Annotated in this window: 14 protein-coding genes and 2 tRNA genes; 2 read left to right on the top strand and 14 right to left on the bottom strand. The window is 70.8% G+C overall.

From position 1 onward, the window contains the following. Window positions 1–106 precede the first annotated feature (106 nt). Window positions 107–179: transfer RNA gene (locus AB0M62_RS28785), tRNA-Ala, on the bottom strand. Between the two features lie 113 nt (window positions 180–292). Between AB0M62_RS28785 and AB0M62_RS28780 the strand changes: the two genes are divergently transcribed. Beyond that, window positions 293–1,489 carry a glycosyltransferase 87 family protein gene (locus AB0M62_RS28780; RefSeq protein WP_366077218.1) on the top strand — a complete coding sequence of 399 codons (1,197 nt, stop codon included), beginning with the start codon at window positions 293–295 and terminating at the stop codon, window positions 1,487–1,489. On the opposite strand, the gene AB0M62_RS28775 is transcribed toward AB0M62_RS28780, so the two are convergent. The 8 genes from AB0M62_RS28775 to AB0M62_RS28740 all read right to left on the bottom strand — a co-directional run bounded on the left by AB0M62_RS28775 (window position 1,458) and on the right by AB0M62_RS28740 (window position 6,211). Continuing rightward, entirely contained in the window at window positions 1,458–1,691 is a 234-nt protein-coding gene (locus AB0M62_RS28775; protein WP_214918286.1) for a hypothetical protein, read from the bottom strand. The two genes, AB0M62_RS28780 and AB0M62_RS28775, sit on opposite strands and share 32 nt — an antisense overlap. Window positions 1,692–1,694: 3 nt before the next feature. Beyond that, entirely contained in the window at window positions 1,695–1,859 is a 165-nt protein-coding gene (locus AB0M62_RS28770) for a hypothetical protein (protein WP_366077217.1), read from the bottom strand. A gap of 410 nt (window positions 1,860–2,269) precedes the next feature. Beyond that, window positions 2,270–2,342: transfer RNA gene (locus AB0M62_RS28765), tRNA-Ala, on the bottom strand. 100 nt (window positions 2,343–2,442) lie between these two features. Beyond that, entirely contained in the window at window positions 2,443–3,096 is a 654-nt protein-coding gene (locus AB0M62_RS28760) for a histidine phosphatase family protein (RefSeq protein WP_366077223.1), read from the bottom strand. Then, entirely contained in the window at window positions 3,093–3,527 is a 435-nt protein-coding gene (gene rsfS / locus AB0M62_RS28755; protein WP_366077216.1) for a ribosome silencing factor, read from the bottom strand. Before rsfS ends, AB0M62_RS28760 begins: the two co-directional genes overlap by 4 nt. Before the next feature lie 99 nt (window positions 3,528–3,626). Further along, window positions 3,627–5,333 (bottom strand): LCP family protein, encoded by a 1,707-nt coding sequence (locus AB0M62_RS28750; RefSeq protein WP_366077215.1) that lies wholly within the window; start codon window positions 5,331–5,333, stop codon window positions 3,627–3,629. Window positions 5,334–5,390: 57 nt separating this feature from the next. Next, window positions 5,391–6,008 carry a nicotinate-nucleotide adenylyltransferase gene (nadD, locus tag AB0M62_RS28745; protein WP_366077214.1) on the bottom strand — a complete coding sequence of 206 codons (618 nt, stop codon included), beginning with the start codon at window positions 6,006–6,008 and terminating at the stop codon, window positions 5,391–5,393. 38 nt (window positions 6,009–6,046) lie between these two features. Beyond that, window positions 6,047–6,211 carry a hypothetical protein gene (locus tag AB0M62_RS28740; protein WP_366077213.1) on the bottom strand — a complete coding sequence of 55 codons (165 nt, stop codon included), beginning with the start codon at window positions 6,209–6,211 and terminating at the stop codon, window positions 6,047–6,049. A 242-nt stretch (window positions 6,212–6,453) separates the two neighbouring features. On the opposite strand from AB0M62_RS28740, the gene AB0M62_RS28735 reads away from it, so the two are divergent. Further along, entirely contained in the window at window positions 6,454–7,551 is a 1,098-nt protein-coding gene (locus AB0M62_RS28735) for a M48 family metallopeptidase (RefSeq protein WP_366077211.1), read from the top strand. Here the strand turns inward: AB0M62_RS28735 and AB0M62_RS28730 are convergent. The 5 genes from AB0M62_RS28730 to proB all read right to left on the bottom strand — a co-directional run bounded on the left by AB0M62_RS28730 (window position 7,511) and on the right by proB (window position 12,651). Beyond that, window positions 7,511–8,608: a hypothetical protein gene (locus AB0M62_RS28730; RefSeq protein ID WP_366077210.1), complete on the bottom strand. Its 1,098-nt coding sequence runs from the start codon at window positions 8,606–8,608 to the stop codon at window positions 7,511–7,513. The two genes, AB0M62_RS28735 and AB0M62_RS28730, sit on opposite strands and share 41 nt — an antisense overlap. 102 nt (window positions 8,609–8,710) lie before the next feature. Next, window positions 8,711–9,340, bottom strand: a complete 630-nt coding sequence (locus tag AB0M62_RS28725; RefSeq protein ID WP_366077209.1) for a hypothetical protein — start codon at window positions 9,338–9,340, stop codon at window positions 8,711–8,713. A gap of 109 nt (window positions 9,341–9,449) precedes the next feature. Next, window positions 9,450–10,733 (bottom strand): glutamate-5-semialdehyde dehydrogenase, encoded by a 1,284-nt coding sequence (locus AB0M62_RS28720; RefSeq protein ID WP_366077208.1) that lies wholly within the window; start codon window positions 10,731–10,733, stop codon window positions 9,450–9,452. A gap of 151 nt (window positions 10,734–10,884) precedes the next feature. Continuing rightward, a complete protein-coding gene (locus AB0M62_RS28715; protein ID WP_366077222.1) occupies window positions 10,885–11,322 on the bottom strand; it encodes a hypothetical protein in 438 nt (145 codons plus the stop codon). A gap of 201 nt (window positions 11,323–11,523) precedes the next feature. Next, window positions 11,524–12,651 (bottom strand): glutamate 5-kinase, encoded by a 1,128-nt coding sequence (proB, locus tag AB0M62_RS28710; protein ID WP_366077207.1) that lies wholly within the window; start codon window positions 12,649–12,651, stop codon window positions 11,524–11,526. Between the last annotated feature and the right edge of the window lie 163 nt (window positions 12,652–12,814).

The following is a 12,814-nucleotide window of genomic DNA, read 5'->3' as shown; positions in this document are numbered from 1 at the left end:
GTGCGGGGGTTTTGACGTACTTCTCGACCGGGGGCCCCCCCGGGCGGGGCCCCCCGCTTCTCATGTCCGCGACTTCACTGAGTCCGTGGAGTCTGTGGATCTTCTGTGGAGCTAAGGAGAATTGAACTCCTGACCTCCTGCATGCCATGCAGGCGCTCTACCAACTGAGCTATAGCCCCTCGCTGAGGTCCGCCCGGTTTCCCCGGCGGCGACGCCAACATTACACGGTCTTCCTGGTGCTCCACCAAATCGTTTCCGGTCTGTACAGATCAGGGCGCTACTGTCTGCGTTCGTGACCGTGACCGTGATCGCGCGAACCGCCGCGCGCCGGGCCCTTTCCGAGCGCCCTGTCCTCGTCGCCGCCTCGGCCTGCGTCGTGTCCTTCGCGGTCTTCTGGGCCGCGCAGCGCGCGGCCGGCGTCTCGATGATCGACCTGCAGGTCTACCGCGCCGAGGGGGAGGCCGTCCGGTCAGGTGCGGACCTCTACGCGATGCGCACCACCACCGCGAATCTCGCACCGACCTACCCACCCTTCGCGGCCATGCTGTTCACTCCCCTCACCCTCCTCGGAGTCCCGGAGATGCGGAGTCTCGCCACCGCCGGGAACCTCCTCCTGGTGTTCGCACTCGCACATCTCTCGCTACGACTGGCGGGCCTGGACCGGCCCGGGGCGGCGCTGTGGACCGCCGCCGCGGCGGTCTGGTGCGAGCCGGTGTGGTCGACCCTGCGGTACGGGCAGGTCAACCTGCTGCTGACGGTGGCGGTGCTGTGGGACTTCACCCGGAGGCACGGCCACCGCTGGGTGGGCGCCGGTACCGGGCTGGCCGCCGCGGTCAAGCTGACACCCGCCCTGTTCGCCGTCCTCGTGCTGGCGGCGGGCGTGGCGCAGGCGCTCCGGCAGGGGACCTGGAACCCCTGGCTGCGCCAGGCCGCGGTGGCCGCCGGGGCCTTCGCGACCGCGACGGTCGCGGCCGCCGTCGTCCTCCCCCACGACTCCCGCCGCTACTGGACCGAGATGGTGTTCGCCGCGAGCAGGGTGGGCCGGGCCGAGGACACCGCCAACCAGTCGCTGCGCGGGGTGCTGGCACGGCTGCTGCACACCGGCGATCCGGGGATGTGGTGGACCGCGGCTGCCGGCCTGGTCGCGCTGGCCGGGCTCGGCGTCGCCGTGGTGGCGGCGCTGCGCGGCGACGCGGCCGGCGCGGTGGTGGGGTGCGCGGCGACAGCGCTGCTGATCAGCCCGGTCTCCTGGTCCCACCACTGGGTCTGGTGCGTGCCGATGCTGGTGCTGCTGGGCTCGCGGGTCCGTGGTCCCTGGGTGGCCTGTGCGGCTCTGGTCTTCTGCTCGTACGCGCTGTGGTGGATCCCGCACGGTCCAGGACGTCTTGAACTCGCCCTCAACGGCGGCCAGGTGGCTCTGTCGGCCCTCTACGCGCTCGCGGCCGCCGGAGTGCTGTTCACGCTGTCGCGAACGAATAGAACCGCTTGAGCGTGCAGTGCTCGTCGAGCAGCCGACCGTAGATCGGCTCCCCTTCGAGCTCCCGGTAGGTCTCGATGGGGTCGCCCTTTATGATCAGCGCCCGCGCGCACTCCTCGCACCAGTACTGATAGTCCGGGTTGATCGGTTCCATGTCCCGGACGATCGGCGTACCGCTGCCGCACCAATCGCATTTACGCCTATGTGCACCCATGCGTCAGCTCCAGCTGTGGCCGCAGGCCGTACACACGTAGGAGATCCCCCCGTTGTCGCCGAGCACTTGGGCCACGTGGCCGGAACCGCAGGACGGGCACTTGAGGCGAGTGCGGGCCGCCGCTCTGCCGAGCAGGCGGCGGACCTCCTCGAGGATGCTCGCGGGCATCACACTTCCCTCCCGTTCGGGCCGTCGTCCCCCTCCGGCCGTCCGATTCTGCCATGGCTCCGCAAGGGGGGCAGCGGCGTCGCCGTAGGAGACCGGCCACAACGCCGAAGATCGCCGCCGCCGTCGGCGCGAGAGCGCACACAACCAGCGCGTCGACGCATCCGCGCGCCCCCGGCGCATCGAGCAGATTCAGGCAGAATGCCCCGAATTATCGCAACCCCGGTCACCTGGTCGAGCTGAGTGAACGTCACCAACAGGCCAGCGGCGGCCGCCGAGCTGCCGGTGATGGTGGGGGCCCCTGCGCGGCGCGTAGGGAGGCCATGTCGCTGCGTACGCACAGACCCTGACAGCCGGACACGTCCGGAACGACAGAATCCCGCCCCCCACGCATGGGGAACGGGATCCGATTGTGGAGCTAAGGAGAATTGAACTCCTGACCTCCTGCATGCCATGCAGGCGCTCTACCAACTGAGCTATAGCCCCGCTGTTCGCGTCTTCGGCGTTTCCGCGCTGCGAACAAGAAGAACTTTAGCCTGCGCCCGGCCAGAAAGTGAAATCCGGTCCGGGCACCTCACCGGGCACCTCAGTCGTCGTCGCCGAGCACGGGCTCCGGCAGCGTCCCGGCGTTGTGCTCCAGCAGCCGCCAGCCGCGCGCGCCCTCGCCCAGCACCGACCAGCAGCAGTTCGACAGACCGCCGAGGCTCTCCCAGTGCGAGGACTCCAGGCCGAGGAGACGTCCGATCGTCGTACGGATCGTGCCGCCGTGGCTGACGACCACCAGCGTGCCGTTCTCCGGGAGTTTCTCGGCATGGCCCAGGACGACGGGGGCGGCCCGGTCGGCCACCTCGGTCTCCAGTTCGCCGCCGCCGCGCCGCACCGCCTCGCCGCGCTTCCACGCCGTGTACTGCTCGCCGTACTGCCGGAGGATCTCCTCGTGCGTCAGGCCCTGCCAGGCGCCGGCGTACGTCTCGCGCAGGGCGGAGTCGTGCGCGACGTCGAGGCCCGTGACGGCGGCCAGTTCGGCCGCGGTGGCTGCCGCCCGCTTGAGGTCGGAGGCGACGATCGCGTCCGGCCTCAGCGAGGCGAGCAGCCGGGCGGACCGGCGGGCCTGGGCCACCCCGGCGTCGGTCAGCTGGATGTCCGTGGACCCCTGGAAGCGGCGCTCCAGATTCCAGGAGGTCTGGCCGTGCCGCCACAGGACGATACGGCGGCCGGTGCCGCCCTTGGTGCCGTTCAGCTCAGCTCACCGTCCAGATCGCCCTCGTGCAGCCGGGCGTGCTCCTCGGCCTTGCCGCGGGTCTTGAGGGCGTCCTCGGGCAGCGGCAGCTCGGGGCAGTCCTTCCAGAGGCGCTCGAGGGCGTAGAAGACGCGCTCCTCGCTGTGCTGGACGTGTACGACGATGTCGACGTAGTCGAGCAGGATCCAGCGGGCGTCGCGGTCGCCCTCACGGCGCACCGGCTTGGCGCCGAGCTCCTTCTGGAGCCGCTCCTCGATCTCGTCGACGATCGACTTGACCTGGCGGTCGTTCGGGGCCGATGCGAGCAGGAACGCATCGGTGATGGACAGCACATCGCTGACGTCGTACGCGATGATGTCGTGCGCGAGCCGGTCGGCTGCTGCCTGGGCGGCGGCCTTGATGAGCTCGATGGAGCGGTCCGTGGCGGTCACAAGCCATGCTTTCGGGTCGGCGGTCAGATCACCTCAAGGGTCTCACGTACCGCCGACACCTCCCGCAGGCATAAAACAGCCTTGATCAATCGATGATGATCATTTGTCCGTGTAGTCCCTGCCCAGCACGACCGTGACGTCCGCGTTGGCGGGACCCTCGGCCTTCTTCACGGAGTCCACCGGCAGCCCCAGCGTCTTGGCCACCTCCACGGCCTTCGCCTGCTGCGCCGCGTCACGGTACGTGATCGTCGAGGAAGCCGTCGCGGTGGCCTTTCCGCCGTCCACGAAGGTGTAGCCGCCATTGACCAGCGCGACGCGGGCCTCAGCGGCCGCGGACTCGCTGCCGGTGGCGTCCTTCAGGCCGACGCGCACGGCGGACCCCGGCTCCGGGCTCTTGACCGTGCCGCCGAGGACCTCCTTGACCACCCCGGCCGTCGCCTCTTCGCTCAGCGTGCCGTCGTCCTGGACGGGCAGCACCGCGGTCTCGTAGTCGCCGATCTTGGCGTGCTCGGCGAGCTTCGCCAGCGAGGCTCCGAGGTCCTTCTCGGTCAGCGAGGGGTCCAGGATCTGCGCCAGCGTCTGCACGGTGACCGTCGCGGCCGCCGGGTCGTCCGGCATCTTCCGCAGCACGCCGTACATGACCTGCCCGAAGCGCTGCAACTGCTTCGCCTCCGCCTCGCCCGGCGCGCGGTACGTGGCGTACGCGACCGCCATCGGGCCGCTCAGCGTCTGGGCCTCGCCCTTCTTCACCTCGGGCGTCCCGGCCTTCTTGTCCGCGGGCACCGTGGCGTCCGTGTCGATGTCGATGTTGCCGACCTGCTCGACGAGATTCTCCAGGTAGGGGGTGTCGAGCCGCCAGGTGCCGCCGATGCTGGTACCGAGCACGGTGTCCAGCGCGTCGCGCGTGCCGGCGAGACCGTCGTCGTCGACCGACTTGCCGAGGGTGGTGGCGGCGCCGTCGTCGGAGCTCACGGCGAGCGAGTTGGGGAGCAGGACCGTGGTGCCCTGCTTGGTGGTGACGTTGTCGACGAGCAGCGCCGTGGAGGTGCCGCCCTTCTTGGTGTTGTGCAGATGCACCACGATCACGTCGCGCTTCTGCGGTCCGGTGGCGGCGGCCTGCTTCTTGTCCTCCGACCCGGCAAAGCCGGGGAGCATGCCCGCGTACCAGAGGTAGCCGACGCCGCCCGCCACCACCAGCGCGAGGACGACGGCCAGCGCGACGACCCGGTTGCGGCCGCGCCGTTTGGCCTCCTCGCGCCGCTCGGTACGGCTCTCGGTGAACTTCAGCCAGTCGATGACGTCCTCGGAGTCCTCGTCGGGCTCCTCGATGAACGAGAACTGCTCGGTCCGGTACTCCTGGCCGGAGCGGCGCTGCTCGGGCACCGACGCGGCCGGCTCCGGATCCGGCTCCCGCTCGCGGACGCGCTCCGGCGCGGGAGCCTGTTGCGGGATCCACTGCTGCGTGGTGTCGACGGCCTGCTGGGGGCCGGTGGAGTAGTCGTACCCGTAGTCCTGCTGGGGGGCGTACTGCTGCCCGCCGTACGGGTCGTATCCGCCCTGCTGGGGCTGCTGAGGGTGCTGAGGGTGCTGGGGCTGCTGAGGGTGCTGGGGCGGTGGGGACTGCTGCCCGTACGGGGCGTAGCCGTACCCCTGCTGCTGCTGTCCCTGCTGTCCCTGCTGTCCCTGCTGCTGGGCGTACGGGTCGTACTGCTGGTACACCGGCTGCCCGTATTCGTCGTACCCGACGAACTGCTGCTGCTGGGCGTACGGGTCCTGCCGCGCGTACGGGTCCTGTCGGTCGTTCACCGCTGCCCCTCTCCGTGCTCTCTCGTGCTCCCCGTACGGCCCGGACCGGCCGGAACCTCAGTCGCCCCGGTACAGCGCGCGCTTGTCGATGTAGCGCACCACGCCGTCCGGCACCAGATACCAGACCGGATCCCCCTGCGCGACCCTGGCCCGGCAGTCCGTCGACGAGATGGCCAGTGCCGGCACCTCCACCAGGGAGACTCCGCCCTCGGGCAGCCCGTCGTCCGTCAGCAGATGCCCGGGACGGGTCACGCCGATGAAATGGGCGAGGGAGAACAGCTCCTCGGCATTCCGCCAGGTGAGGATCTGGGACAGCGCGTCGGCACCGGTGATGAAGAAAAGATCGGCGTCGTCGTTGCGGGAGCGCAAGTCCCTGAGCGTATCGATCGTGTAGGTGGGTCCGGCGCGGTCGATGTCGATGCGGCTCACCGAGAACTGCGGGTTGGACGCCGTGGCGATGACCGTCATGAGGTAGCGGTCCTCGGCCGGCGAAACCGCCTCGTGGGTCTTCTGCCACGGCTGCCCGGTCGGTACGAAGACCACCTCGTCCAGATGGAACAGCGCGGCCACCTCACTGGCGGCCACCAGGTGTCCGTGGTGGATCGGGTCGAACGTCCCGCCCATCACACCGAGTCGGCGCTTGACCGGACCGGTAGGCACTTCCTGCTCTCCCATGCGTGCAGAGCCTACTGGCCCGGTCGAGCGGCCCTGCCTCAGCGGTCGCGGTTGAAGCGGGTGGTGATCCACAGCAGGAGCAGGAGCGCGAAGAGTGCGCCACCGCCGGTGAGGTAGGGGCTGAGACTGGCGTGTCCGCTGCCGTGCTCGCCACCTTCGGAGGCGAGGGTGACCAGGCTGTGGGCGGTGCTTGTGAGGCTCATCTTCGGCAGGACCTATCGGGAGTCGGGAGTCGGAGCGGAGTCTTCGCGCACATCGTATGCGGGCGCTCCGGGCACGCTCACGCCGACTCAGTCGTTGTCGGGGTATCCGCGCGGCGGGAACGGGACGGGGCGGGCTGTTCACGGCCTCCAGAAGGGACCGCAGCGCCTCAGCACATACGCTGAGGCCGTCAAGGGGGACGAGCAGACTCACGGGCAGACTCGCAGACAGGGGGACACATCCCATGACAGACAGCAGTCACGACCACGTGCCGAGCCGCAATCGCCAGCGGTTCCCCGGCATCTCCTCACGGGCGTACGAACACCCCGCGGACCGCTCGGCACTCGTGGCCCTGCGCAGGCTCACCGGTTTCGACACGGTCTTCAAGGCACTGAGCGGACTGCTGCCGGAGCGGAGCCTGAGGCTGCTCTTCCTCTCCGACTCGGTCCGGGTGAGCGAGGCGCAGTTCGCCCATCTCAACACCATGCTGCTGGACGCCTGTTACATCCTGGACCTGGAGAAGGTCCCGCCGATGTACGTCACCCAGAACCCGCAGCCGAACGCCATGTGCATCGGGCTCGACGAGCCGATCATCGTGGTCACCACGGGCCTGGTGGAGCTGCTCGACGAGGAGGAGATGCGCGCGGTCGTGGGCCACGAGGTGGGCCACGCGCTGTCCGGGCACTCCGTCTACCGCACGATTCTGCTGTTCCTCACCAGCCTCGCCCTCAAGGTCGCCTGGATCCCGCTGGGCAACGTCGCGATCATGACAATCGTGACCGCGCTGCGCGAGTGGTTCCGCAAGTCGGAGCTGTCGGCCGACCGGGCCGGGCTGCTGGTCGGCCAGGACCTCAAGGGCTCGATGCGCGGCCTGATGAAGATCGCCGGCGGCAACCATCTGCACGAGATGAACGTGGACGCCTTCCTGGAGCAGGCCGCGGAGTACGAGGCCGGGGGCGACCTGCGCGACTCCGTGCTGAAGATCCTCAACGTGCTGCCGCGGACGCATCCCTTCACCACCGTGCGGGCCGCCGAGCTGAAGAAGTGGGCGGAGACCCGCGACTACCAGCGGATCATGGACGGCCACTACCCGCGCCGGGACGAGGACCCGGAGACGTCCGTCTCCGACTCCTTCCGCCAGTCCGCTGCGCACTACGCGGACACGGTACGCACCAGCAAGGACCCGCTGATGAAGCTGGTGGGCGACATCGCCGGTGGCGCCGGCGACCTGGGCGGCAAGCTGCGCGACCGGTTCACCGGGAGCAGCCGCAACGGCAGCGACAGCCCGGACGGCCCCGGGGCTACGGACGGGGAGGCTTCGGGGTCGCCGGGGTCGGCATAGCGCCTGGGGCCAGCGTGCCGCACACGGCCGTGGCCCGGCCGGAGTCAAAGGGATCCGTACCGGCCGGGCCCTCGCGCGTCGCCTTCTCGCCGGGCAGCAGCGGCTGGAAGTGAACGGAGGGATCGGGGGCGCAGGACTGCGGCCCGGCCTGCACGTAGGACAGGTGCACCTCGGCCTGGTGTGTCCGCAGGTCGTCCCGGTCGAAGCGCAGATGCAGTTCGCGCCGGACGGTGAAGAGGGAGGCGTCGTCGGCCCGCCCGGGCGCGGCGCCGGCTTCCCGCACCGCGTAGACGAAGGTGTGGTCGGTGATTACCTCGAGCATGCCGGGCCCGGCCTCCGCGAAGCGCATGGTGCCCCGCACCCGCACCTCGGGGTCGGCGAGCGCGGTCTTCGTTGGGTCGAAGCGGACCAGCCAGCCGGTGGCCGCGTGCCTTCCGTCGTCGGCCGGGAAGTCGAGGCTGCGGTCGAACTGCGCCACCTGGTCGGGGTCGAGCAGCACCCGCACCGGCCGCTCGGTGGCGCCGGTGAGCACATCCGGGTCGAGGGAGGACTCGACGAGGTAGTCCTTGGCAGTGGCCAAGGCGGCCATCACCTGGCTCTCCGAGAAATGCGCGGTGCGCCGCGCGGCCGGAAGAGTGATTCCCGCCGCGCCGACCCGGAACTGCGCCGCCTGGCTGTTCGCGAAAAGGTCATCAGGGGTGCCGCCCGGCACGGTTCCCTCGGGCGCGAGCGGGATCACCGTCATGCCGAGCGATTCCGCCCTGTTGGCGGCGGGTGGAGCGTAGGGGTGGCGCAGGCCCATGTAGATCGCCGTACCGAAGGCCAGCGCGACCACCAGGACGAGGACCAGCGCGTGGGTGGAGCCGCGTCTGCCCGCCCAGGCCGGGCGGCTGCGGACGGCCGGGGCGTGGTCCGTGATGCGCTCCTGGGCGGAGTACTCCTGCAGCCGGGCAGCACGTACGAACGACTCGTCGAAGACAACGGATCGGTACTCGTCCTCGCCACCCGCCGGCACGCCTTCGGGTGTCCCCTCAGGTGGGTCTCCAGGCCCTGCCATACCTTCAGGGTAGGTCGGCCGGGGCTGACGTAAACGCACTGGTCCACGACAACTTGTGACGAGTTCCGACGACGAGTTCGCACGTAACCGGTCAGGGCCCGGTCAGGGCGTACGCGGCTCCGCGGACACGGCGGGTGCGGAGTACTCCGCCGAGGCCGAGGGGCCGGCCGGCCGGCCCGGGACGAGGCCATTGCCGGTCCCCGTGTCGACGCCCGTCGTGGCAGGCGGCGGGACCTGGTCCTGACGGTTGGAGGCCGCCCCGCGATAGACGGCCGTGAAGGCGAGGGCGACCATTCCGATGCCCATCAGCAGGGCGAGAACCCAGGCGACCGGGCGATGCCAGCGGCCCTGGCCGCGGTACGGGCGCAGAGCGCCGCCGTGGCTGCCGTACGGGCCGTACTCGTCGTCGTCCGGGCCCGCCGGGCAGTGCACGTCATGGGGGTACCGGCCGTAGCCGTAGCCGTACTCGCCGGTGGCGTCCGGCCCGTAGGCCTCGTCGTACGGGTCCTCGTCGGGGGCGGGGCCCCCGGACCTGGCCCGGGCCGCCTCGGCTTCGGCACGCGCCTGCGCAGCGGCCAGGAGCCGCTCGACGGCCGTCGGTTCATGGACCTCGGCGTTCCGCACGAAGTCCTCGTCGAAGACCACGGAGGCGAAGTCCTCGTCCGCGCCCCCGCGGTCGTCGTCGGGCTCCCAGCCGTCCTGGAACGGCTTGCCCCCCACGTCGTCCGGCACGCGTCCAGAGTAGACCTGGGGGGTCGCTTTGGGCAGGGAGAGCGGACATTCGGAGGGCCGGGGTGCGGCTCGCGGAATCGGAGCCGCGCTCACCCCCCGGCGACGGCTGTCACCGTACGTGACCGTCGCCCGTGACGATGTACTTCGTCGAGGTCAGCTCGGGCAGGCCCATCGGCCCGCGTGCGTGCAGCTTCTGCGTCGAGATGCCGATCTCGGCCCCGAAACCGAACTGGCCACCGTCCGTGAAACGCGTGGACGCGTTCACCGCGACCGTCGTGGAGTCGACCAACTGCGTGAACCGGCGGGCCGCCGCCTGGGAGGTGGTGACGATCGCCTCGGTGTGCCCCGACGTCCACCGCCGGATATGGCCGACCGCCGCGTCCAGCGAGTCGACCACGGCGGCGGCGATGTCGTACGAGAGGTACTCCGTCTCCCAGTCCTCGGCGGTGGCCGGTACGACGGTGGCCTTGGAGTCCTCGCCGAAGGCCAGCACGCGGTCGTCGCCGTGTACGGTCACACCGGCCTCGGCGAGCGCGTCCAGCGCGCGCGGCAGGAAGGTCCCGGCGATGTCCTGGTGGACGAGGAGCGTCTCGGCGGCGTTGCAGACGCTCGGCCGCTGCGCCTTGGAGTTGACGAGGATGTCCACGGCCATGTCGAGGTCGGCCTGCGCGTCCACGTACACATGGCAGTTGCCGGTGCCGGTCTCGATCACCGGCACGGTGGACTCCTCCACCACGGTACGGATCAGCGAGGCGCCGCCGCGCGGGATCAGGACGTCGACGAGGCCGCGGGCGCGCATCAGTTCACGGACCGAGTCGCGGCTCTCCCCCGGAACGAGCTGCACCGCGTCGGCCGGCAGCCCGGCCCCGGCGACGGCGTCGCGCAGCACCTCCATCAGAGCGGTGTTCGAGGAGTACGCCGACGACGAGCCGCGCAGCAGCACCGCGTTGCCCGACTTGAGGCAGAGGGCGGCGGCGTCGACGGTCACATTGGGCCGGGCCTCGTAGATGATTCCGACCACGCCGAGCGGGACCCGCACCTGGCGCAGGTCGATGCCGTTGGGCAGGGTCGACCCGCGGACGACCTCGCCGACCGGGTCGGGCAGGGCCACGACGTCCCGGACGTCGGCGGCGATCGCCTTTATCCGCTCCGGCGTGAGCGTCAGCCGGTCGATGACCGTCTCGGTGGTCCCGGCCTCGCGGGCCCGCCGCACGTCCTCCGCGTTGGCCTCGACGATCTCGTCCGTCCGCGCCTCGAGCGCGTCGGCGATCGCCAGCAGCGCTGCGTCCTTCGCGGACCGCGGCAGTGGCGCGATCTCGGCGGACGCGGCGCGGGCCCGGTGAGCGGCCCGGATGACGGGGGACTGATCGTCGGCAGGAGTGAGCGAGGTCATGTTCGCAGAGTACTGCGCTCGCCGCGGGCGACTCCCGTTCCCCCCGCGGCCGGGGGTTCTCGCTCCGGCTCATGTCCCACTTACCGAGAACGCGGGCAGCGGGCCGGCAGCCCGGCCGGGACCGCGGGTGCGGGTCAGAACGCGGGTGCGGTCAGAAGGGGTGGACGCCGACCGGTGCGGCCGGCGGCGGGCCGTAGCCCTCGGCGATGCGCTGGTGGTAGGTCTCCCGGTCGATGACCTCAAGGCCCACGATCTCCCACGGCGGCAGTTTCGCCGTCGACCGGTGCTCTCCCCACAGCCGGAGTGCCACCGCCGCGGCGTCGTGCAGGTCGCGCGCCTCTTCCCAGTAGCGGATCTCCGCATGGTCGTTGGCGTACCTGCTGGTGAGCAGAAAGGGGTGATCGTGAGCGAGCTGTTCAAGCCCGCGTCTGACCTCCTGGAGCGGCGTCTCGGCACCGGAGACGCTGAGGGTGATGTGCCACAGTCTGGACGCGTGGAGCTCCTCCCCACGGGAATCCGCCGTCTGTGACCCGGCCTCGAAACTCGCTCCGGCTCCGACGCTGGTCAGTGCACGCTTGTCCTCGCCCACCGCCCTGAAGGCGTGGGAGGTGCCCCCGTCCCGGGGCTTGGCCCCTGGGCGCGCTCGTCTCACCGGCGGCCTCCTGTTGAACGCTCATCGCCTACTCCCCCGCAACAAAGTTGACCAGCCCGCGGCCCCGAGCGTGGCGGTTTTGCCGAAGCTCTCCGTGCGGAGGCAGGACTTTCGGCCGTTTCGGGTAACCGCGGGGGGTCAGGGCTGGAGAAGTACCAGATCGTCGCGGTGCACGACCTCGCGTTCGTACGCAGGACCGAGTTCGCGCGCCAGCTCCCGCGTCGACCGGCCGATCAGCTGGGGGATCTCCTTGGCATCGAAGTTGACCAGTCCTCGGGCGACGGCCCGCCCCCTGGTGTCCCGCAGTTCGACCGGGTCGCCGGCCACGAACTCGCCCTCCACCGCCGCGATCCCGGCGGGCAGCAACGAGGTCCGGCGCTCCACTACGGCGCGCACCGCCCCGTCGTCCAGCGTGAGGTGCCCCTGCGGGGTGGAGGCGTGCGCGAGCCACAGCAGCCGGTCGGCGGAGCGCCGGCCGGTGCTGTGGAAGTAGGTACCGGTGGCGCGGCCGGCGAGCGCGTCCGCGGCCCGGATCGCGGAGGTGAGGACCACCGGGATGCCCGCCGCGGCGGCGATGCGGGCGGCCTCGACCTTGGTGACCATGCCGCCGGTGCCGACCCCGGCCCTGCCCGCGCTGCCGATCGTGACGTGCTCGATGTCCCCGGGGCCGCGCACCTCGGCGATCCTCGACGTACCAGGGATGCTCGGGTCGCCGTCGTACAGCCCGTCGACGTCGGAGAGCAGCACCAGCAGGTCGGCCCGGACCAGATGGGCGACCAGAGCGGCCAGCCTGTCGTTGTCGCCGAAGCGGATCTCGTCGGTGGCGACGGTGTCGTTCTCGTTGACGACCGGCAGGGCGCCCATGGCCAGCAACTGGTCGAGGGTCCGGTAGGCGTTGCGGTAGTGCGCGCGGCGGCTGGTGTCGTCGGTGGTCAGCAGCACCTGGCCGACGCGTACGCCGTAGCGCGCGAAGGAGGCCGTGTAGCGGGCCACCAGCAGCCCCTGGCCGACGCTGGCCGCGGCCTGCTGCCGGGCCAGGTCCTTGGGCCGACGGCGCAGGCCGAGCGGGGAGAGCCCCGCGGCGATCGCACCGCTGGAAACGAGCACGATCTCCTTCTCGCCGCCGCTGCGCGCCTTGGCCAGTACGTCGACGAGAGCGTCCACCCGGTCGGCGTCGAGTCCGCCGGCGGCCGTGGTGAGGGAGGACGAACCGACCTTGACCACGATCCTGCGAGCGTTCGTCACACCCTGCCTTGCCGCTGACACGTACGTCCCCAATTGCTCGCCCGGTGTCCCGCTGTCCCCGCGGGCACGGCCCGCGGCTCTCTCCTGGCAATCTACGCGAGCCGCCGCGGGGGCCGCCTGCGCATTCCGCCCCGTGGACGACCGCGGAGCGCCCGGGCCCCCGTCCACGTACGTCCACGTACGG

Source organism: Streptomyces sp. NPDC051219, from assembly GCF_040682335.1.
Classification (GTDB): domain Bacteria; phylum Actinomycetota; class Actinomycetes; order Streptomycetales; family Streptomycetaceae; genus Streptomyces.
Note: the sequence above shows the minus strand (reverse complement) of the source record. Positions and strands in the feature narration are given on the sequence as shown.

Excerpts from the sequence above, each read along its gene's own strand:
- AB0M62_RS28735 (WP_366077211.1), top strand. The coding sequence starts at position 6,454 with ATGACAGACAGCAGTCACGACCACGTGCCGAGCCGCAATCGCCAGCGG.
- AB0M62_RS28730 (WP_366077210.1), bottom strand. The coding sequence starts at position 8,608 with ATGGCAGGGCCTGGAGACCCACCTGAGGGGACACCCGAAGGCGTGCCG.
- AB0M62_RS28740 (WP_366077213.1), bottom strand. The coding sequence starts at position 6,211 with ATGAGCCTCACAAGCACCGCCCACAGCCTGGTCACCCTCGCCTCCGAA.
- AB0M62_RS28720 (WP_366077208.1), bottom strand. The coding sequence starts at position 10,733 with ATGACCTCGCTCACTCCTGCCGACGATCAGTCCCCCGTCATCCGGGCC.
- AB0M62_RS28775 (WP_214918286.1), bottom strand. The coding sequence starts at position 1,691 with ATGGGTGCACATAGGCGTAAATGCGATTGGTGCGGCAGCGGTACGCCG.
- nadD (WP_366077214.1), bottom strand. The coding sequence starts at position 6,008 with ATGGGAGAGCAGGAAGTGCCTACCGGTCCGGTCAAGCGCCGACTCGGT.
- AB0M62_RS28770 (WP_366077217.1), bottom strand. The coding sequence starts at position 1,859 with ATGCCCGCGAGCATCCTCGAGGAGGTCCGCCGCCTGCTCGGCAGAGCG.